The organism is Sporosarcina luteola, assembly GCF_023715535.1.
Lineage (GTDB): Bacteria > Bacillota > Bacilli > Bacillales_A > Planococcaceae > Sporosarcina > Sporosarcina luteola_B.
In genome coordinates this window covers 490,446-509,129 of the sequence record NZ_JAMBOI010000001.1, presented here as the reverse complement: position 1 = coordinate 509,129, position 18,684 = coordinate 490,446, and the positions used below count along the sequence as shown (strand labels likewise).

Annotated in this window: 23 protein-coding genes; 14 read left to right on the top strand and 9 right to left on the bottom strand. The window is 49.2% G+C overall.

Features of this window, described 5'->3' with window-relative positions; all coding sequences use genetic code 11:
- Nucleotides 1-36: 36 nt before the first annotated feature.
- The 6 genes from M3191_RS02255 (at nucleotide 37) to M3191_RS02230 (ending at nucleotide 6,454) form a co-directional block, all read left to right on the top strand.
- On the top strand, nucleotides 37-2,205 hold the full coding sequence (locus M3191_RS02255) for a DNA topoisomerase III (RefSeq protein ID WP_251697820.1): 2,169 nt from the start codon (nucleotides 37-39) through the stop codon (nucleotides 2,203-2,205).
- A 182-nt stretch (nucleotides 2,206-2,387) separates the two neighbouring features.
- Nucleotides 2,388-2,879 (top strand): Cys-tRNA(Pro) deacylase, encoded by a 492-nt coding sequence (gene ybaK / locus M3191_RS02250; protein WP_251697819.1) that lies wholly within the window; start codon nucleotides 2,388-2,390, stop codon nucleotides 2,877-2,879.
- A gap of 92 nt (nucleotides 2,880-2,971) precedes the next feature.
- Nucleotides 2,972-3,610: a YczE/YyaS/YitT family protein gene (locus M3191_RS02245; protein WP_251697818.1), complete on the top strand. Its 639-nt coding sequence runs from the start codon at nucleotides 2,972-2,974 to the stop codon at nucleotides 3,608-3,610.
- A gap of 60 nt (nucleotides 3,611-3,670) precedes the next feature.
- Nucleotides 3,671-4,777: a nucleotide kinase gene (locus M3191_RS02240; protein WP_251697817.1), complete on the top strand. Its 1,107-nt coding sequence runs from the start codon at nucleotides 3,671-3,673 to the stop codon at nucleotides 4,775-4,777.
- Nucleotides 4,778-4,849: 72 nt separating this feature from the next.
- On the top strand, nucleotides 4,850-6,040 hold the full coding sequence (locus tag M3191_RS02235) for a glycine C-acetyltransferase (protein WP_251697816.1): 1,191 nt from the start codon (nucleotides 4,850-4,852) through the stop codon (nucleotides 6,038-6,040).
- Between the two features lie 129 nt (nucleotides 6,041-6,169).
- Nucleotides 6,170-6,454, top strand: coding sequence for a DUF6958 family protein (locus tag M3191_RS02230; RefSeq protein WP_251626523.1), 285 nt, complete (start codon nucleotides 6,170-6,172; stop codon nucleotides 6,452-6,454).
- A gap of 77 nt (nucleotides 6,455-6,531) precedes the next feature.
- Here M3191_RS02230 and M3191_RS02225 read toward each other — a convergent pair whose 3' ends face one another.
- Complete coding sequence (locus M3191_RS02225) at nucleotides 6,532-7,188, bottom strand: hypothetical protein (RefSeq protein WP_251697815.1); 657 nt, start codon at nucleotides 7,186-7,188, stop codon at nucleotides 6,532-6,534.
- A 190-nt stretch (nucleotides 7,189-7,378) separates the two neighbouring features.
- Between M3191_RS02225 and M3191_RS02220 the strand changes: the two genes are divergently transcribed.
- On the top strand, nucleotides 7,379-8,323 hold the full coding sequence (locus tag M3191_RS02220; protein ID WP_251697814.1) for an L-threonine 3-dehydrogenase: 945 nt from the start codon (nucleotides 7,379-7,381) through the stop codon (nucleotides 8,321-8,323).
- A gap of 100 nt (nucleotides 8,324-8,423) precedes the next feature.
- Here the strand turns inward: M3191_RS02220 and M3191_RS02215 are convergent, their stop codons facing one another.
- From M3191_RS02215 to thiD, 5 genes are all read right to left on the bottom strand, one after another.
- Nucleotides 8,424-9,776 carry a YjiH family protein gene (locus tag M3191_RS02215; RefSeq protein ID WP_251697813.1) on the bottom strand — a complete coding sequence of 451 codons (1,353 nt, stop codon included), beginning with the start codon at nucleotides 9,774-9,776 and terminating at the stop codon, nucleotides 8,424-8,426.
- Nucleotides 9,777-9,947: 171 nt separating this feature from the next.
- Complete coding sequence (gene bshB2 / locus M3191_RS02210; RefSeq protein WP_251697812.1) at nucleotides 9,948-10,619, bottom strand: bacillithiol biosynthesis deacetylase BshB2; 672 nt, start codon at nucleotides 10,617-10,619, stop codon at nucleotides 9,948-9,950.
- A gap of 28 nt (nucleotides 10,620-10,647) precedes the next feature.
- On the bottom strand, nucleotides 10,648-10,998 hold the full coding sequence (locus M3191_RS02205; protein ID WP_251697811.1) for a YojF family protein: 351 nt from the start codon (nucleotides 10,996-10,998) through the stop codon (nucleotides 10,648-10,650).
- 105 nt (nucleotides 10,999-11,103) lie between these two features.
- The gene (locus M3191_RS02200) at nucleotides 11,104-11,268 is read right to left on the bottom strand and encodes a hypothetical protein (protein ID WP_251697810.1); all 165 of its coding nucleotides are present in this window, start codon (nucleotides 11,266-11,268) and stop codon (nucleotides 11,104-11,106) included.
- Entirely contained in the window at nucleotides 11,269-12,102 is an 834-nt protein-coding gene (thiD, locus tag M3191_RS02195) for a bifunctional hydroxymethylpyrimidine kinase/phosphomethylpyrimidine kinase (protein WP_251697809.1), read from the bottom strand. It lies immediately after the preceding gene.
- A 355-nt stretch (nucleotides 12,103-12,457) separates the two neighbouring features.
- Between thiD and M3191_RS02190 the strand changes: the two genes are divergently transcribed.
- The 5 genes from M3191_RS02190 to M3191_RS02170 are packed head-to-tail and all read left to right on the top strand — an operon-like array spanning nucleotide 12,458 to nucleotide 14,799.
- Complete coding sequence (locus M3191_RS02190) at nucleotides 12,458-13,216, top strand: DUF4230 domain-containing protein (RefSeq protein WP_251697808.1); 759 nt, start codon at nucleotides 12,458-12,460, stop codon at nucleotides 13,214-13,216.
- Between the two features lie 5 nt (nucleotides 13,217-13,221).
- Complete coding sequence (locus M3191_RS02185; protein WP_251697807.1) at nucleotides 13,222-13,905, top strand: uracil-DNA glycosylase; 684 nt, start codon at nucleotides 13,222-13,224, stop codon at nucleotides 13,903-13,905.
- A 16-nt stretch (nucleotides 13,906-13,921) separates the two neighbouring features.
- Nucleotides 13,922-14,098, top strand: a complete 177-nt coding sequence (locus tag M3191_RS02180; protein ID WP_251697806.1) for a uracil-DNA glycosylase — start codon at nucleotides 13,922-13,924, stop codon at nucleotides 14,096-14,098.
- Entirely contained in the window at nucleotides 14,095-14,358 is a 264-nt protein-coding gene (locus M3191_RS02175; RefSeq protein ID WP_251697805.1) for a YwdI family protein, read from the top strand. Before M3191_RS02180 ends, M3191_RS02175 begins: the two co-directional genes overlap by 4 nt.
- A 60-nt stretch (nucleotides 14,359-14,418) precedes the next feature.
- The gene (locus M3191_RS02170; protein WP_251697804.1) at nucleotides 14,419-14,799 is read left to right on the top strand and encodes a DUF423 domain-containing protein; all 381 of its coding nucleotides are present in this window, start codon (nucleotides 14,419-14,421) and stop codon (nucleotides 14,797-14,799) included.
- Nucleotides 14,800-14,830: 31 nt separating this feature from the next.
- On the opposite strand, the gene M3191_RS02165 is transcribed toward M3191_RS02170, so the two are convergent.
- Together M3191_RS02165 and M3191_RS02160 are read right to left on the bottom strand one after the other, a co-directional pair.
- Entirely contained in the window at nucleotides 14,831-15,085 is a 255-nt protein-coding gene (locus M3191_RS02165; RefSeq protein WP_251697803.1) for a hypothetical protein, read from the bottom strand.
- Nucleotides 15,086-15,098: 13 nt separating this feature from the next.
- Nucleotides 15,099-15,452 (bottom strand): spore coat protein GerQ, encoded by a 354-nt coding sequence (locus M3191_RS02160; RefSeq protein ID WP_251697802.1) that lies wholly within the window; start codon nucleotides 15,450-15,452, stop codon nucleotides 15,099-15,101.
- 154 nt (nucleotides 15,453-15,606) lie between these two features.
- Between M3191_RS02160 and M3191_RS02155 the strand changes: the two genes are divergently transcribed.
- Both M3191_RS02155 and M3191_RS02150 read left to right on the top strand, forming a co-directional pair.
- The gene (locus M3191_RS02155) at nucleotides 15,607-16,458 is read left to right on the top strand and encodes an aminopeptidase (RefSeq protein WP_251697801.1); all 852 of its coding nucleotides are present in this window, start codon (nucleotides 15,607-15,609) and stop codon (nucleotides 16,456-16,458) included.
- Between the two features lie 354 nt (nucleotides 16,459-16,812).
- Nucleotides 16,813-17,586 (top strand): alpha/beta fold hydrolase, encoded by a 774-nt coding sequence (locus M3191_RS02150; RefSeq protein ID WP_251697800.1) that lies wholly within the window; start codon nucleotides 16,813-16,815, stop codon nucleotides 17,584-17,586.
- Between the two features lie 190 nt (nucleotides 17,587-17,776).
- On the opposite strand, the gene hemQ is transcribed toward M3191_RS02150, so the two are convergent.
- Entirely contained in the window at nucleotides 17,777-18,526 is a 750-nt protein-coding gene (hemQ, locus tag M3191_RS02145; RefSeq protein WP_251697799.1) for a hydrogen peroxide-dependent heme synthase, read from the bottom strand.
- Between the last annotated feature and the right edge of the window lie 158 nt (nucleotides 18,527-18,684).

Sequence of the window (18,684 nt, the reverse complement as noted above, 5' to 3'; positions counted from 1 at the left end):
CCTTATAATAAAAGTATGTAGAAAGGGGATTTATTCATGTCCAAATCAGTAGTGTTGGCCGAAAAGCCATCCGTTGCGCGGGATATCGCGCGGGTGCTCGGCTGTAATAAAAAAGGAAACGGCTTTTTAGAAGGCCAAAAATATATCGTCACATGGGCGCTCGGGCATCTTGTGACGCACGCCGATCCGGAAGGGTATGGCAATGAATTTAAGGAATGGAAGCTTGAGTACTTACCGATTATTCCGGAGCCCTTCAAGCTGACGCCGATTCGCCAGACGACGAAACAGTTCAATGCAGTCAAGGCGCAGCTTCGTCGCAGTGATGTGAACGAAGTCATTATCGCGACAGATGCAGGGCGGGAAGGGGAGCTCGTCGCCCGCTGGATTTTGGAAATGGCGAAGAACCGCAAGCCCGTGAAGCGGCTATGGATATCGTCCGTCACCGATAAAGCGATCAAGGACGGGTTCAATAACTTGAAGGACGGCCGCCAGTACGAGAACTTATTTGAAGCAGCGGTCGCCCGTGCAGAAGCCGACTGGGTCGTCGGCATCAATGCGACGCGCGCCTTGACTGTGAAATACAATGCGCAATTATCGACGGGGCGCGTCCAGACACCGACGCTCGCCATGATCGCGGAGCGGGAAAGGCAAATCCGCGAATTCAAGCCGAAATCGTATTACGGATTGCAGGCGTTGACCGAAACGGCAAGATTTACGTGGTCCGATAAAGCGGGGCAGACGCAGTCGTTCAATAAAGAAGCGATTGAAAAACTATTGACGAAGCTCGACGGGGTTCATTCCGGAAAGGTAATCGACGTGAAGACGACGCCGAAGCAACAGCCGGCTCCTCCTTTATTCGATTTGACGGAATTGCAGAAGGAAGCGCATAAACGCTGGTCGTGGTCCGCGAAAGAGACGTTATCGACTCTTCAAAATCTATATGAACGGCATAAAGCAGTGACCTACCCGCGGACCGACTCGAAGCATTTGACGTCTGATATGGAAGGGACGTTGAAGGAGCGCATCAAGGCTGTCGACATCGGACCGTACCGGAAATCGGTCAATGTCCTGCTGCGCTCGAATTCGATCAAGCCGCAGAAAGGTGTCATTGACGACAAGCGCGTTTCCGATCACCATGCGATCATCCCGACGGAAGAGACGCCGATCTACCAGAACCTGTCAGATAAGGAGCAACGCCTGTATGATCTGATCGTCAAGCGGTTCCTAGCCGTCTTCTTCGGTCCGTTCCGCTATGAGCAAGTGACTGCTGAGATGGATGTGGGCGGGGAGATGTTCAAAGCAAAAGGAAGGACAGTCACGGACGAAGGATGGAAGGCGGTTTATTCCACGGACGAAGAAGAGGAAGATACAGACAGGTTGCCGGCATTCACGAAAGGCGGCGAGGTGAAAATTCGAGCAATCATCATGACCGATGGGCAGACGAAACCGCCAGCACGTTTCAATGAAGGGACATTGCTTGCAGCGATGGAAAATCCTGCACAGTTCATGGCAGGCGAATCGAAGGATCTGATCAAAACGCTTGGTGAAACTGGCGGTCTCGGCACGGTAGCGACGCGTGCGGACATTATCGAAAAACTGTTCAGCTCATTCGTCATCGAGAAGAAAGGAAACGATATCTTCACGACATCAAAAGGCAGACAGCTGCTTGAACTCGTTCCCGAAGATTTGAAGTCCCCGGCTTTGACGGCTGAATGGGAGCAAAGCTTGACGAAAATCGCCAACGGTAAAATGAAAAAAGAAGCTTTCATAAAAGAGATGGTGGACTTCTCGAAGAAGACCGTCAAAGAAATCAAAACAGACGATAAGAAGTTCAAACATGATAATGTGACAGGGAAGATGTGCCCGGATTGCGGGAAGCCGATGCTTGAAGTGAATGGTAAGCGCGGCAAGATGCTCGTCTGCCAGGACAGGGAATGCGGCCATCGACGCAACGTCTCCCAATTGACGAATGCTCGCTGCCCGAACTGTAAGAAGAAGCTGGAATTGCGCGGCGAAGGGGACGGACGGATCTTCGTCTGTAAATGTGGACATAGGGAAAAACTTTCCGCCTTTGAAAAACGCCGCGCGCAGTCCGGAGGCAAGAAGGCGGACAAACGCGACGTGCAGAAGTTCATGAAAAAGCAGGAGGAAGAGCCTGTGAACACGGCGTTGGCGGATGCTTTGAAAAAGATGTTCGAGAAGTGATGGCAGTTTGAATATACTTGTAAAAATAGGTGAAAATGCTTAGCTAGAAGTACCCTTTGAATATTCGGACAGAGGCTCTTTCGCTGGATTTGCCACATGCGAAAAATGGTTATAATACAGCCTACTATATAGAGGGTCGCCGGTATGGCGGCCTTTCTTTGATTGAAAGAAGGTGTGAACTTATGGCAAAGCAGAAGAAATCCGTGAAGACGAACGCGGTACGGCTATTGGACACTGAACAAGTGCCGTATGAGCTGATGGAATACGATACAAACGATGGCCAGTTGGACGGCGTATCGGTCGCCGCAAAGACGGGGCAAGCGGAGGAATCTGTCTACAAGACGCTCGTGACGATTGCGGGACCGCGCGAGCTGTTCGTCTTCATCGTACCGGTCGCGGAAGAGCTCGATTTGAAGAAGGCTGCGAAGGCGGCGGGTGTGAAAAAGCTCGATATGCTGCCGTTGAAGGATCTGACGATAGAGACAGGGTACGTCCGTGGGGGGTGTTCTGCAATCGGCATGAAGAAAAAATATCCGACCGTGATCGATTCTTCTGCCCAACAACTGAAGCAGTTTGTCGTCAGTGCAGGAAAGCCTGGATTGCAGATGAAGCTGGCCCCGACGGACCTGGCCCGTATCGCCGAAGCGTCTTTCAATGATATTGTCAAAGGCTAACCAAGTATTTCATGCCCTCTTGCCACATGCTACAATGGGTGAAGTACAGAATTAGCTAACCGCAATGGAGTAGCAGAGAAAGAAGAATGCAAATGAAAAAGATTTTTATATGGAGATGGACATTCTTTATTGTCGGCGTCATCGTATTATCGCTCGGCATTACAATGACGATTAAAGGGCAGCGCCTTGGCGTCGGCCCGTGGGACGTCCTGCACATTGGCCTATCCCGGCACTTCGGGCTGACGATCGGGACGTGGAGCATCATCAGCGGCTTGACCCTCATCACGTTAACCTCCCTTATGATGAAACAATGGCCGAAACTCGGGACTTGGCTGAACATGTTCCTGCTCGGCTTATTCATTGACTTGTTCAACTGGATGCTGCCAGAATTCGAATCGATGACAGGGCAAGTGATCATCTTCACGCTCGGAGTCATTGTCATGTCTTACGGCGTCGGCATTTACGTCGCGCCGAATGTCGGTGCAGGCCCACGTGACAGCCTTATGCTGATCCTTGTCGACAAGCTCGGGATTAGCATGAAAAAGGTGCGGACGATGAATGAAGTGATTGTCGGCTTCGCGGGCTGGCTACTAGGCGGACCGGTCGGAGTCGGCACAATTATCATCGCCCTCCTCCTCGGCCAAATTGTCCATTATTCATTGCCGCAATGCCGCAAGCTGCTATTAAAACTTGCCGGCGAGGAAGACGAACAGGTTTTATTCCGTAAATAAAGAATGAAAGCACAGGCAGACAAGCCGTGCTTTTTTTTATTGTCTGGGCATATGGTAGAAATGCAAGTAGTCAATTGGGAAAGGATGGTCATCATATACGGGATAATAACGGAATACATGGGGACAGCCTATACAGGGCAAGGGGTCGCGCACAAATACGATACATTGATTGCCACCGCTGACAAAACGATCTTTCTGAAAGCGCCGCCGTCGAATGCGATATCCAATGTTTTGAACGACGCAGCAGCTCATTTCATCAAAAGGGGCTATGATGTGGATCGCTTCAACAATCCCGTCCTGCCTGACAATACGGATGCCATATTTGTAAAGGACATTAATTTATTCATTCTCCAAGCATCCCACCCCGTTTCGCTCGAGCCGACCGAAATCGGCGGCCGCCACCACGTTATCAGCTTTTATGATGCATACGACGAGGAAAAACTGCAAAGCCGATCGACTGAAATGGCCGATGTTGTGGAAGAATCAAACCTTGTACTTACCAAAATGATGCAATCCATGTCCGAAGCATTGCAGATCCATGACGAGTGGGAGCAAGTGAATATCGTCAGGATGATGTGGAGTGAACATGAGCAAATGACCGTCTCTTTGAAGGAAGAGCTATTTGGCACAATGAAGCTGCGTAAGAAATCGACAGTATCACATCGGATCGCCGGCTCATTATCGCCGGGCGGGTCGCGTGATTTCATTCCCTCTATCACGAGCTGGACGAAGAGGAGAATCCTCATGAAAGGATTGTCCGGAACGGGGAAATCGACCATGTTGAAGGCGCTCGGCAAGGAGGCAGAGCGCCGGGGGATAGATGTCCTCTATGGCTGGTGCGGACTAGATCCGAAAAGCGTCGACATCCTGTTGTTGCCGGAGCTGTCGGTTTGCCTGTTCGACGCGACCCAACCGCACGAATATGATCCGGAAAGTCCATTGGATGAAATTCTTGATCTCGTTTCGATGTGCATGGAAGACGCAGAGGCGGAAGAGAAGATACGTGAAATCAGCGGCAGGTACAAAGAGAAAATCATGGACGCGACAGGCTATATGCATGCGTATACACATAGCGAAAACAGACTGCGCGAAGTCGTCGATCAGGCAATCATCCGGAAATCCTTCGAGGAGAAAACACGTCAACTTTCAAAATGGATTGACGTATAAGACGGTTCCTTCTGCGAGTTTTGCCCGCTTATGCTAAAATGGGGGCATCAACCGTTTGAAAGGAAGATCATTTTGTCAAAAGTTCTCGAAGCGTTTTTACAGGAAAATTTACAGGAACTGCGCGACCAAGGCCTCTACAATGTAATCGACCCGGTGGAAGGTCCGAATGGTCCAGTAATTAAAATCAACGGAAAAGATCTAATCAATCTTTCCTCAAACAACTATTTAGGGCTGGCGACAGACGATGATTTGAAGAAGCTTGCAATTGCAGCGACGGAAAAATACGGCGTCGGTGCTGGAGCTGTCCGGACAATCAACGGAACGCTCGACATCCATATTGAACTCGAGAAGAAACTCGCTGAATTCAAAGGGACGGAAGCGGCGATTTCCTACCAATCCGGCTTCAACTGCAATATGGCGGCGATTTCTGCAGTCATGACTAAACAGGACGCCATTCTCTCAGATGAATTGAACCATGCTTCTATCATCGATGGCTGCCGTCTTTCCGGTGCGAAAATCATCCGCGTGAAGCACCAGGACATGGACGATCTGCGTGCGAAAGCGAAAGAAGCGAAGGAGTCCGGACAATACGGCAAGCTGATGTATATTACGGACGGCGTGTTTTCGATGGACGGTAATATCGCGAAGCTTCCTGAAATTGTGGAGATCGCGAAGGAATTCGACTTGATCACTTACGTCGATGATGCGCACGGATCCGGCGTAACAGGCAAAGGGAAAGGGACTGTGAAGCATTTCGGCCTCGAAAAAGAGATCGACTTCCAAATCGGGACATTATCGAAAGCGATCGGCGTTGTCGGCGGTTATGTTGCCGGGACTCAGGCATTGATCGACTGGCTGAAAGTGCGCTCCCGTCCGTTTCTATTCTCGACGGCATTGCCTGCAGGCGACGTTGCGGCCATCATGGGCGCGTTGGATAAAATTTCGGAGTCGACGGAGCTGCATGACAAGCTTTGGGAGAATGGAAACTATCTAAAGGAAGGCCTCAAAAAACTAGGCTTCGACATCGGAGTTTCCGAAACGCCGATCACGCCATGCATCATCGGTGAAGAGAAACTGACGCAGCAGTTCTCGCAACGGTTGATTGAAGAAGGCGTATACGCGAAGTCAATTGTCTTCCCGACCGTTCCGAAAGGCAAAGGTCGCGTACGCAATATGCCGATCGCTTCTCATACGAAGGAAATGCTTGATGACGCGCTTGCTATTTATGAAAAAGTAGGTAAAGAACTCGGCGTCATTTCATAAAGTGTAAAAAAACTGTCGTATCAGCGTAAAGCTGATGCGGCAGTTTTTTATTTTGATAAAATAGGATTAATTCTAGTCAAAAAGGGTAATAGATAGAGAGCAGAACACTCTTGAAAAGGTGGGCCACAAATGCGATATAACGAAAGCGTCCAACTTTTGCAATCGAATGGCAGAGCCGGAGCGTCGATTGTGAAGTTCAGATATGAGAAGATCAAAAAGATAATGCTCACAATCATCCGCGAAGCTGACGTCATTTCATTCGAGGAACTGTCGAACAGGACATTGAAAAGATTGACGCCGTTCGATGGGAACAATCGGTGGTACATGGAAGCGATTGTGACGGACCTCGATGCGAGAGGCCAGCTGGAATGCTCAATGCTCAACGGTAAATTATTCGTGAAGTCTTTAGGATAAGCAATTTTTATAGATGAAAAAAGCCAATCTTAGATAAAGATCGGCTTTCTTTGCGTTCTCCATTATTCTCCTGCTACTTACACCTCTTCGGCGGGAAGAACGCCCTCCGCCATCCGCTTCAACATATGATGAATAACATAGCGCTGCATGCCGACTGCATGTTTCGTCGCCAGCGCCGCTTCTTTTTGGAATAAATCCCCCTGTCCCTGCTTCAAGGCGATGACCGCTTTCAACGAATGGACCATCCACGGCGTTCCCACCTTCGATAGCGATTCGGAAGACTTCTCCTTATTATTACTCATTGTATACCCGATACCCGCATAATAATCACGGTAGAAAGCCGTCGTCATCGACTTCGAAGTGTCGATCAAATGCCTCCAATCCTTCTGGAACACTAACAGATTTGCATTATAGATATCTTGCACTTCCGCTTGAGGATAAGATTTCAAGATCTTCTTCAACGAATCGGTGATCTCCTTGTCCGTTCCATGGGCCAAAGCATATGCATAGCTGAAGATCGGTTTACTCCGGTGGTTGGCCAAATAGCGGTCAATCAGTTTCAAACTTCTCGTTCTGTAGATGATATAGAATGGATAGCCCATCGTCAAAATGAATGTGAACGCCATAATAATCGTGAAAACGAGCCAAGTCTGCATGCCGGACAAAAATAATCCCACCGCCAACAAGGCACTAATAATGATGACTAAAATTAAATTCATATATTTACTGAACATTGTGCACCTCAAGGTTTTTTCTATAGTATACCAGAAAAATATAGGGAAAAGCTGATAAGGAAGGAAAAGCTGTTGTGTTTTACAGGCGCACATAATATAATCTTTTTATGTTGATGTTAATGGGTTTATTCAATTATTAAAAAATTATGTCCTTTCCATAAAAGCATTTGAATAGTAGGAGGAGTCAGTATTGAAAAAAATTATGGTGACCGGAGCACTTGGCCAGATCGGTTCGGAATTAATTGGCAAGCTGCAGAAAGAATATGGCGAAGAAAATGTGTTGTCGACAGATATTCGCCAGCCGCTCGAGCCGATTGCGGGACCGTTCCAAGTCCTCGATGTGACGGATGGCAAGATGATGCACGACGTGGCGAAGGACTTCGGCGCGGACACGATCATGCATATGGCGGCGCTTCTTTCAGCTAAAGCCGAAGCTGAACCGCTATTTGCGTGGAACCTCAACATGGGTGGGCTTATGAATGCGCTTGAGACTGCGCGCGAGCTCAACATGCAATTTTTCACGCCCAGCTCGATCGGGGCATTCGGTCCTTCGACACCGAAGTTGAATACACCGCAAGACACATTGCAACGGCCGACGACGATGTATGGTGTCAATAAAGTCGCGGGTGAGCTATTATGCGATTATTACTTCCACCGATTCGGCCTTGACACGCGCGGTGTGCGCTTCCCGGGATTGATATCCTATGTGGCGCAGCCGGGCGGGGGAACGACCGATTATGCCGTGGATATTTATTATAAAGCGATCACGGACGGAAAGTATGAGTCCTTCATTGCAGAAGGCACGTGCATGGATATGATGTATATGCCGGACGCCTTGCAAGCGATCGTCGACCTGATGGAAGCAGATCCTGGGAAATTGATGCACCGCAATGCGTTCAATGTGACCGCGATGTGCTTCGAGCCGGGCGAGATCGCAGCATCAATCAAAAAGCACATTCCGGAATTTGAATTGACGTATAACGTCGATCCGATCCGCCAAGCGATTGCAGACAGCTGGCCAGATCACATCGACCCATCAGCGGCTGTCGCCGAGTGGGGATTCAAGACATCGTATGATTTGGATGCGATGACTGCGGATATGCTGGAGAAATTGAAAAAGAAATTGAAAGCGTAACATGAAGAAAGCCGCTGACCCGGATAAGGGATCAGCGGCTTTTACGTTATTGTCTAGCTTCAACGACCATGCCTAAGCGGCCGTTTCCGCTTTTCGTTAATTAAAACAGTAGATGTGCTACGCCTGCAACGATCGGCAAGGCGATCAACGTACGCAATAGGAAAATGATGATCAAATCTAAAATATTGATAGGAATTTTCGTTCCGAGAATCAAACCGCCGACCTCGGACATGTAAATAAGCTGGACGACTGAAATCGTCGCAATCGTGAATAACGTCATTGGCGAAGTGATGGAGCCTTCAGCCAAAATGACCGGCAGGAACATGTCCGCAAAACCGACGACCATCGTCTGTGCCGCAGCCGCAGCTTCCGGAATGCCCAATACGGAAAGGATTGGCTCGAATGGCTTCCCTAAAAACGTGAAGATGCCTGTATATTCCGCTAGCATGAGCGCTACTGTACCGAAAGCCATGACGACCGGTGCAACGCCGATCCACATATCGAGCACATTGCGCATACCATCGGTGAAAATCTTGCCGACGGAACGGTTCTTCGAAGCGGTATCGAGCGCGTTTTCGAGTCCATGACTAAACACATTATAGCCTTCAGGAAGTTTTTCATCGTCTCCCGTGAAAGGACGGCCGTCTATGTACTCGGATTTCTTGCCTCTGAGCGGATAAATCCTCGGCATGATAAGCGCCAAAATGAGACCTGTCAACAGCACTGTTCCGTAAAACGGAAGGAAGTAGTTCGACATGCCGACCGTGTCGATAATGACAAGTGAAAATGTAATGGAAACGACCGAAAACGTCGTCGCGATAATTGCGGCTTCCCTTTGTGTATAATGCCCGTCCTCATATTGCTTGCTCGTCAATAGCACGCCGATCGTTCCATCGCCAATCCATGAAGCGAGCGCATCGATGGAAGAGCGTCCTGGAAGTTTGAATAAAGGACGCATCACTTTAACCATCATCGTCCCGAAGAACTCCAACAGGCCAAAATTTAATAATAATGGCAATAAAAGACCTGCGAAAAGGAAGATTGTGAATAAGAATGACACAAGGCCATCCGGTGCGAGAAGCAAGCCGCCTGTGTTTTCACTCCAGATTGCTTCAGGCCCAAGTTTGAATGTGACCATGATAGCGAATACAGCACCAAGTAGACGGGTAACTGTCCAGAACGGCGTAACTTTGAATAATCCCTCCATAAGAGAAGGGTTGGAACTTGAACGCGGAATGAAGGCATACAGCAATGAGCCGAGCGCCGCGATTACAATAATTATCATTGCAGTCATCGGCATGGCAGGTTCGAGCCAGCCGGACAGGATATCCGCGAATTTTGCGATCGGAACTTTCCATTCTTCCCCGAATTTCAGAGGAATCATGAATAAAATGACGCCTAGTATAGATGGAATTAGAAAGTAGAGCCATGTGGATAAATGATGTTTTTTCAACTCTTTCTTGCCCCTTTATGAATAAATTATCGTTATTCTTGTATAATCATACATACTATCGGGTTTTCATCCAGTTGTAAATACAATAGAAGGAAATTGAACTATTCAGTCTTCGGGTGAAGTTATGAAAAGGCCCCGTTGCAATTGCCAACGGGGCGCGGCTGTTTTTGTCTATTCCCAACGATAGGTGAAAAATTTCTCTTCGTGCAGCCATTTCAATGCTTCAGGGTCCTTATCGGCCAATCTTTTTTCCATGTCACGCATCATCCAGACAGTTTGGGAAGCGTGTGCGTTCAGTGTGTTGAGCTTTTTCTGCGCCGCACCTTCGACATTATGGATGACGTCAGGTGCGCCGAGTATTTCTGCAGTGTTATTCGCAAACGCGATCGTATACAACGTCGGGCGTTCGGATTCCTTCATCCTTCCGACGGCACCTACGACGGCGCGTCCTGTTGCATCGTGGTCAGGATGGACGGAGAGACCCGGATAGAATGTGATGATGAGGGACGGATTTGTGTCCTCGATCAAATCGGCGACGAGCTTGATCATCTTTTCGTCGTCCTCGAATTCGATTGTCTTGTCGCGCAAGCCCATCATCCGAAGATCGGTCAGTCCCATGGCGGCTGCCGCGTTCTTCAATTCCTGCTTGCGGATCTGCGGAAGTGTTTCACGGTTCGCAAACGGGGGATTGCCAAGATTCCGTCCCATTTCGCCCAGTGTCAAACAGGCGTACGTGACGGGGACCCCCATGTCGATATATGTTGAAATCGTACCCGATACGCCGAAAGCTTCGTCGTCCGGGTGCGGAAAAATGACGAGCACATGGCGTTCTTCTTTAATCATCGAAAAGCCTCCTTCACAATCAAGTTGCTTAATATGTAAACGGTGTTTCGCTTATTTCGAGCGCGACGGCAAGTTTCCCGTCCGGATCGAGCCCTGCCATGAGCAGCCGATCGTGCTCGTCGACCGTATAGTGAGTGATGCCTTGCGCATAAATCCAACCCGAAGGAAGCTTCAGGCCGACCCGATGCGGCGATTCGCCCGCCACCTTGCCGAGTTCATATTTTACGACGACATTCCGGATGAATGCCCCGGCGTTGAAAAATCCTTCCTTGAAATGGGCGGCATATGCGCCATTCGTCGTTTCAAGATGGATGTATACGTCTTTATTGGCAAAGGAATTCAGCAATTCCTGCAATTGGTCCGGTTTCACGATTTCCATGAATGAATCCTCCTTCTTACGAAATGCACATATGACAAGTATATAGAAAAGCGTAAATGAATGCGATTGAGGTGCTTACAATGTTGGAATCGGGTGGGTCGAAGGTCATGAAATGACAATAACTCTTGGGAAATGATCGATAACTTCTGGGAAATGAACGATAACTCCGCTGAATTGATCGATAAACCTTGGGGAATGATCGATATCCGCCGGGAAATGAACGATAAAAAACCAGGAGAGGGTATCCTCTTCTGGTTTTTGGACAGTCAATTAAATCTCTGTAGCCGTAATCTCCTGAGCGCCTACACGGTTCGCAGCGCCGTGCATGACGGGGCCGACGTATTCATTCAACTTCCAGCCGTTTGCGATCGCTGCGGAAACGAATTTCTTCGCCTCGATGACCGCTTCTTTCACGCCGAGGCCATTTGCAAGGTTCGCCGTGATGGCGGCGGCGAATGTGCAGCCCGCGCCATGGTTATAGTGCGTAGCTGTTTTTTCCGCTTCGAGCAATGTGAATGTCTCGCCGTCGTAAAACAGATCCGCTGCTTTGTCGTGCTGAAGCTGCTTGCCGCCTTTGATGACGACGTTACGTGCGCCGAGCGAATGGATTTTCTCGGCCACTGATTTCATCTGCTCAATCGTCGAAGGTGTTTTCATGCTTGCCAGCTGGCCTGCCTCGAACAAGTTCGGCGTCACAATTTCCGCCTTCGGAAGCAAGTATTCCACCATCGCGCCGACAGTTCCCGGATTGAGGACTTCGTCTTCGCCTTTACATACCATGACAGGATCGATGACGACGTGGTCGAGTCCGGATTCCGCAATCGCCTCGCCCGCGGTCTGGATGACTTCCTCTGTGCTGAGCATCCCTGTCTTAATCGCGTCGATGCCTGTCGAAAGAGCTGTTTTGATTTGCGCTTTCAATACATCGACCGGAAGTGAATAGACGTTGTGGCTCCAATTATTGTCCGGATCCATCGTCACGACGACCGTTAGAGCTGTCATGCCGTATGTTCCGTGCTCTTGAAATGTTTTCAGGTCGGCCTGAATTCCTGCGCCGCCTGACGTATCTGATCCTGCGATTGTTAAAGTCTTTTTCATAGTCATAGCTGGATTTCTCCTTTTTGTTGGATTGCATTCATAGTTAATACTAATCAAATTGAGGAAAGAATACAATTATTCCAATCAGGTGGCGGTTTATGCGTGAAAATCGTCGTTTATGCGTAATTGCGGGGATTTATGAGCGAAAATGGGGATTTATGCGCGTCTGCGGAGGTTTATGAGTAAATTGATGATTTTATGCGCGGATTGACGAATTTATGCGTATTTGCGGGTTGTGGAATGAAAGGCTGATTGCTGCATGCTTATCTGTTGTCCACTACGAAACTTTCGGCTAGTCTAAACGTACAACTATATGTAGAAATATGCGATTACGAGTGTCGAAGGAAGGTGAAAAAAGGGTATGGAAGATAAAAAGAAATTGCAGGAAATTGAAAGACTGCTGAAAGAATTGAAGGCGTCGGATTCCGAGAGCGCTGTCACCGTTGAAGAAGCGCTCGGTCGGAAGAGGAGATCCTGGCGTCCTCGCATGCCATTTAGATTCCTTACAATGTGGAAGCGATCGGCAATCCTGCTGGCCGTACTCCTCCTGCTTGCCGTCATTTCACTTCCGTTCATCGCCTTCCAATTTTTAAAACTAGGGAGCACCTTCACGGAACAGAAAGGCGTGTTCCTTGAACAAATACAAGAATTGAACGAAATGGCGACAGCCGAAGCATATACGAAAGTAATCATCGAACGGCAGGACAACCAATTATTTGGCCAAAGCATCGGCCTCAATGTGCCGGGGACGAAGCGCCAGCTGCTCGTCGTCATTCCGGGCTCGGTGAAGGCCGGCGTCGATTTGTCCAAGCTTACTGAAAAAGATGTAGTCATAAATGAAAAAAACAAGACCGCGAAGCTTACATTACCGGCCGCAACCTTCCTCGGAGGGGCGGAGATCTATTTCGACCAAGTTGAAGTGTATTCCTATGAAGGCGCTTTCCGTCAAAAGGCGGATATCGAAGAGGCATACGAACTGGCTGCCGAAGCGAAGAACCTCATCATCGAGGAAGCGACCGGGCAAGGCGTGCTCAAGACGGCACAATTCAATGCTGAAAAGACGTTGAAGGAAATGTTTTCATTCGCGGGCTACGAAGTGACGATTGAATTCAAGGAGTGAGATGCTTGCAGAAAATAAGGTTCGGCAACGATTGGGATGAAGTGCTTGCGGAGCAATTCCATCAACCGTATTACTTGCAGCTTCGCGATTACCTAAAAACAGAATACGAAAGCCACACAGTCTATCCGCTTATGGAGGATATGTGGACAGCCTTCAAACTAACGCCGTTCGAGGACGTGAAAGTGGTTATTCTCGGACAGGATCCGTATCACGGGCCCGGCCAAGCGCATGGCCTCAGTTTTTCGGTGAAACCAGGCGTCAGGATTCCGCCGAGCTTGCGGAATATGTTCAAGGAATTGCAGTCAGATATCGGGTGCGGGATTCCGGAAACGGGGACGCTTACAGGCTGGGCGAAGCAGGGCGTGCTCATGCTGAACACCGTTTTGACAGTACGGGAAGGGGAGGCGCATTCCCACCGGAAGCAAGGGTGGGAGCAGTTCACCGACGAGGTGATCCGCTGTTTGTCCGAACGGGACGAGCCTGTCGTTTTCATCCTATGGGGGCGCCCTGCGCAGGAGAAGAAAAAGCTGATTGATCTGAATAAAAACGCCGTCGTCGAAGCAGTCCATCCGAGCCCGCTCAGCGCGAGTCGCGGCTTTTTCGGCAGTCGGCCGTACTCCAAGGCGAACGCCATTTTGGAAGAGTGGAATGAAAAGCCGATCGACTGGTGCCGGACAGACGGGCTGTAAGGGAAGAGGTGGACGCATGGCTATAAATTGTTTTCAATGTCAATACTTCTTCGTAACATGGGATCCGAAAAGCCCGCGTGGCTGCAAGGCATATGGCTTCAAGACTCGTGAACTACCGTCTATCGTTGTGAGGCGCTCATCGGGCATGGAATGCATGAAATACGAACCGAAGAAAGGGGGTGCTAGACAATGATTTCAACGGAACGGATCATCGAGGAAATGCAGCGCCAGCTCAATTACGCGAAAACCGCCGACGACGACCAAGCCGTCCGCGAGGCGCTGACAGCGATTCGGGCGCTCTGCCAAGTCGTGCTCGTCAGCAATGAAAAGAAAGACGAGCCGATCATTACGCCGAGAACGATGGCAATCTCCCATAAGCCGCGGATTTCGTCATTGGAAGGCAGGCCGCTGGACGAAGAGGATGCGAATGGCGGATCGATCTTTGACTTCTAATCTTTGTAAGGCGAAAATGTTTATAGAGAGAATCTATACTAGCGGAAAGTAGGAAATCATATGCCATTTTTCATCATCGCAGGCGCCGTCAACGCGGCAATTGCCGTTGCACTCGGTGCTTTCGGCGCACACGCACTGAAAGAGCGCTTGTCCGAACGGTACCTAGCTATCTGGGAAACAGCCGTCCAATACCAAATGTTCCACGCAATCGGACTCATCGCAGTCGGCATCCTTATGAGCTCATCGCTCTTCGGGCCGTCGACCGCATTGTCATGGGCAGGCTACTTGCTGCTCGCCGGCATCATCATCTTCTCCGGCAGCCTCTACATCCTGAGCCTATCCGGCATCGGCATTCTAGGCGCCATCACCCCAATCGGCGGCGTCGCCTTCATCGCGGGCTGGATCATGCTCATCATTGCAGCGGTAAAGTTCGGAAGATAACATCGAAAACGGTTTGAAGAGCAACAGTTCTTCAGGCCGTTTTTTTTGAATCGCGTCGTGGGGGAGGGGCGGGGAACCCTGAGTGGCCCGCGTCCAAAGTGATCTCCCGCGCGTCCAAAGTCGGCGTTTCCGCGTCCAAAGTGATCCCCCGCGCGTCCAAAGCGAGCTGTCCCGCGTCCAAAGTCATCTCCCGCGCGACCAAAACAACTCTATGCCTCTCCAATACTTCATTAAATTCATTTAGCACTGGAACAAAAAATAAGTCTCCCGATGCCGTAATAGGCAACGGAAGACTTTTTTTACATTGGTTGTTGGTTGAAGTAATTCAGTTCTTCGTTGAACTCCGCATAGTCGAAATAGATCATTGGCAATAGATATCGTTTGCCTGTAGCTGTGCTCAAAATGACGTGGTCGCGTCCTGCCGCTTCCACCATCCCGGGGATTGCCAGTGTGTTTTTTCCGGCCTCGACTGCATGTTCGAAGGAGAAATGAAATACGCCTGGTTTGCCGCGGTTAAGGCGGAGGATGTTTTCGATATACGACTGCTCCCGAAAAGGAAGTCTTCCACTGTCACTGGCAGGAATCTGTGGCGGCGTTGCAGGCATTTGCATTTGTTGCTGTTGAAAACCTGGATAATAATAATATTGAACCATGTTTTTCATCCTTTCATTTTTAAACTTGCGGGCAATCCTGTTCAGTAGGGGAGAAGCGATAAGCTACGGGATAAACCCCTCGATTCCACCATATGCTTTTGAACTTTCAATGATGACTGAAAAATATGTATACTGGTGGGAGGGGGGAGTTTACATGCATATTGAAAATAGCATTCCGGTGTTCTTGGAGTTCTGGGAATCCCATGAACAGCCGACGCTTGCCGACTTGGAATCGTATCTTAATAAGCATGCGAAAATCTATGAAAAGTATTTTCCGATCCATTGTCCGAGGACGGAGGAGCGACTATCAGCGGCGCTCCGTAAATATGGAGGCAAGATCGGCGACATCCGTTCCATTTCTGCGAGTTTGCCCGACGTTATTCAAGAGATGGATGAGAAGTATGAGCAGACATTCGGACTGGGCTTGGAGCTTTCATTCAAACTGATGGTCGGTACGTTCGGCTCGAATGCGTTTGTGACGAGGGATAATCGGCGTGAAATCTACTTTGCCGTTGAAAAGCTTTCTGCGGAACGCGACCATTTGAAAGTGATCACTGCGCATGAAATCGGCCACGTCACGCATTTTGCGCTTGCCTCGCGCGCTGGGATTGACTGGTCCACTGTCGATTGGGGGCATGGCTTGACGACGCTTTTCACGGAAGGCGCCGCCACGTATTTATCGAAGCGGATTGTGCCGGGGCTTCAGGAGCCGGTCTATCTTTCATTCGATGACGAAGGCGCGCCATGGGTGAAGTGCTATGAGGAGAATAAAGCCGAAGTGAAACGGCGATTTTTGGAAGACGCTTTAGGCGAGTGGGATATGGTGAAGGAGAAGGAATGGTTCCGTCTCTCCGGTGGCTCTTATTTCGGCTATAACCGGATCGGTTACATCCTAGGTACTGATTATGTTGAACAACTTGTCGAGCGGATTGGCGAGGAAGCCGCGCTGACGTTTTGGAATGGGAATGACTTGAAGGCGGATATAGTGGAATGGTTAAAGAATTGAAAGGTGAGGGCCGTCTTGGATGGCTCTTTTTTGTTTGCGGAAAAATCTTCTATTGGGGTTATGCGTGATTATAGGAATTTATGCGCGGAAATTGCATCTTATGCGTGAGAAATCGACTTTATGCGCGAATGCAGACATTTATGCGTGGATGCAGCTGTTTATGCGTGAATTCCGCGTTTTATGCGTATTTACGGCCGTTTATGCGCGGATAATTGCAGTTATGCGTGTTTCGCGGGATTTATGCGTGAATGAAGTGCCGCCTGTCGCGCCGAATGCCTTTGACCAATCATGGTTTATTTAAAAATCGTATTTGGGGTATGGATGAGCAGAGTGCTTTTACGGAGGAGTGGTAAGATGCCGACATTCAATTCGGACGGGACGGAGATTTATTACCAGGAAGAAGGGGAGGGCTTCCCACTTGTGCTGCTGCATGGTTTGACAAGCAATAGTGAAATGTTCCGGCATGAGATCGATCAGTTCAAAGAAAAGTATCGGGTCATCGCGCCGGACGCCCGGGGACATGGGAATTCTGAAAAACCGGAGAAATATGAGTTGAAGGACCATATTCAGGATGTCGTCTCGCTCGTCGATCATCTTGGCCTGGATTCATTTCACCTGATCGGGGTGTCGATGGGGAGTTACATCGCGCAGGGAGTCGCCATTGAACTCGGCGAACGGGTGAAGAAACTTGTGCTTGTCGCGACGAAATCCCATGGCGAGCAGGCATCAATGGAAGAGCTTTATGAACGGCATGCTGATGAGATGGAGGGCATGACTGCTATTGATAAAATGGTCGCCGCGTCGAAATACATGTTTCATAACCAGATAGCAGTCGGGAAGTGGCTGCATGAAACGGCGGAAAACAGCGAGCAATTGACGTTGCATGAGCAGGCGGTCGCTTCAAAAGCGTTGGAAGGATTCGATTTCAGGAAGGACCTGCACCGGATCAGTGCCGAGGCGCTCGTCATTGGCGGTTTGCACGACGGATTGAATCCGCCTGAATACGGTGAGGAGACTGCCCAGCTCATTCCGGCTGGTGTTTTCCTGGAATTCAAATTATCGGGCCACGCACCGAATGTCGAACAGCCTCGCCTGTTCATCGAAGTCGTCTCGAACTTTTTGGAGTAACGGGGAACTAAACACGCATAAATCGCTGCAGAAGCGCATAAATCCGGATATTCACGCATAAACTTCTAAAAATACGCATATCGCCGAATATGTACGCATAAATCGGCCCAAAAGCTCATAAACGCCTGTAATCACGCATAACTCAATTCGCGCATACAAAAAAAGAGCCTCATCCAAGAGGCTCTTTTCATTAAACTGTAAAGAATGATGACTTCTTCTCTCCATCAAGTATCGTGCCGATGAAGAACGAACCGAATACGCCGTAGCGCGCGCTCACTTCGTCGAAGCGCATTTCGTAAACCAATTTCTTGAACTGGAGAACATCATCCGAGAACAATGTGACGCCCCATTCGAAATCGTCGAAGCCGACAGAGCCTGAAATGATCTGCTTCACTTTGCCTGCATATCCGCGGCCGATCATGCCATGGCTGCGCATCAATTCCTTGCGCTTGTCCATGCTGAGCATATACCAGTTGTCTTCGCCTTCACGCTTCTTGTCCATCGGGTAGAAACAGATGTACTGATTGCGTGGCAGCTCCGGATATAGACGTCCGCGTACATACGGGTTCTGGTACGGATCTTCATCCGACTCGCCCGCCAGATAATTGGACAGTTCCACGACGGATACATAGGAATAAGCCGGAATCGTATAATCGGCAATCGTCAATTTATTGAATTCAGCTTCGAGCTCCTGCAGTTCGTCGATTGTCGGGCGCAGGATCATGAGCATGAAATCCGCTTTCTGTCCGACAACTGTGTAAAATGCATGGCTGCCCGTCTTCGCGTCATCCGCTTGCTGAAGTTTATCCAAATAAGCCATGAACTCGTCGATAGCTGCCTTGCGTTCCTCTTTAGAAATCAATTTCCAGGACGCCCAATCCATCGCGCGCAAATCATGTAGCACATACCAACCATCGAGTGTAATTGCTGCTTCGTTCATATGAATTCAAACTCCTTTAAACGTGATTTACTTCTTCCCATAGTGTAGCATAACGGACAGGAAAACACGGTTCTTAAGCATAGAAGTCATACAATCTTCAAGAATGCAGGACTGTTCCCGAACGTGGAACTGTTGTATGCTTATAGCGGAAAAACTAA

Excerpts from the sequence above, each read along its gene's own strand:
- M3191_RS02190 (WP_251697808.1), top strand. The coding sequence starts at position 12,458 with ATGGAAGATAAAAAGAAATTGCAGGAAATTGAAAGACTGCTGAAAGAA.
- M3191_RS02180 (WP_251697806.1), top strand. The coding sequence starts at position 13,922 with ATGGCTATAAATTGTTTTCAATGTCAATACTTCTTCGTAACATGGGAT.
- thiD (WP_251697809.1), bottom strand. The coding sequence starts at position 12,102 with ATGACTATGAAAAAGACTTTAACAATCGCAGGATCAGATACGTCAGGC.
- M3191_RS02245 (WP_251697818.1), top strand. The coding sequence starts at position 2,972 with ATGAAAAAGATTTTTATATGGAGATGGACATTCTTTATTGTCGGCGTC.
- M3191_RS02150 (WP_251697800.1), top strand. The coding sequence starts at position 16,813 with ATGCCGACATTCAATTCGGACGGGACGGAGATTTATTACCAGGAAGAA.
- M3191_RS02160 (WP_251697802.1), bottom strand. The coding sequence starts at position 15,452 with ATGGTTCAATATTATTATTATCCAGGTTTTCAACAGCAACAAATGCAA.
- M3191_RS02205 (WP_251697811.1), bottom strand. The coding sequence starts at position 10,998 with ATGGAAATCGTGAAACCGGACCAATTGCAGGAATTGCTGAATTCCTTT.
- M3191_RS02155 (WP_251697801.1), top strand. The coding sequence starts at position 15,607 with ATGCATATTGAAAATAGCATTCCGGTGTTCTTGGAGTTCTGGGAATCC.
- bshB2 (WP_251697812.1), bottom strand. The coding sequence starts at position 10,619 with ATGATTAAAGAAGAACGCCATGTGCTCGTCATTTTTCCGCACCCGGAC.
- M3191_RS02255 (WP_251697820.1), top strand. The coding sequence starts at position 37 with ATGTCCAAATCAGTAGTGTTGGCCGAAAAGCCATCCGTTGCGCGGGAT.
- hemQ (WP_251697799.1), bottom strand. The coding sequence starts at position 18,526 with ATGAACGAAGCAGCAATTACACTCGATGGTTGGTATGTGCTACATGAT.
- ybaK (WP_251697819.1), top strand. The coding sequence starts at position 2,388 with ATGGCAAAGCAGAAGAAATCCGTGAAGACGAACGCGGTACGGCTATTG.
- M3191_RS02230 (WP_251626523.1), top strand. The coding sequence starts at position 6,170 with ATGCGATATAACGAAAGCGTCCAACTTTTGCAATCGAATGGCAGAGCC.
- M3191_RS02225 (WP_251697815.1), bottom strand. The coding sequence starts at position 7,188 with ATGTTCAGTAAATATATGAATTTAATTTTAGTCATCATTATTAGTGCC.
- M3191_RS02240 (WP_251697817.1), top strand. The coding sequence starts at position 3,671 with ATGCAAGTAGTCAATTGGGAAAGGATGGTCATCATATACGGGATAATA.
- M3191_RS02175 (WP_251697805.1), top strand. The coding sequence starts at position 14,095 with ATGATTTCAACGGAACGGATCATCGAGGAAATGCAGCGCCAGCTCAAT.
- M3191_RS02170 (WP_251697804.1), top strand. The coding sequence starts at position 14,419 with ATGCCATTTTTCATCATCGCAGGCGCCGTCAACGCGGCAATTGCCGTT.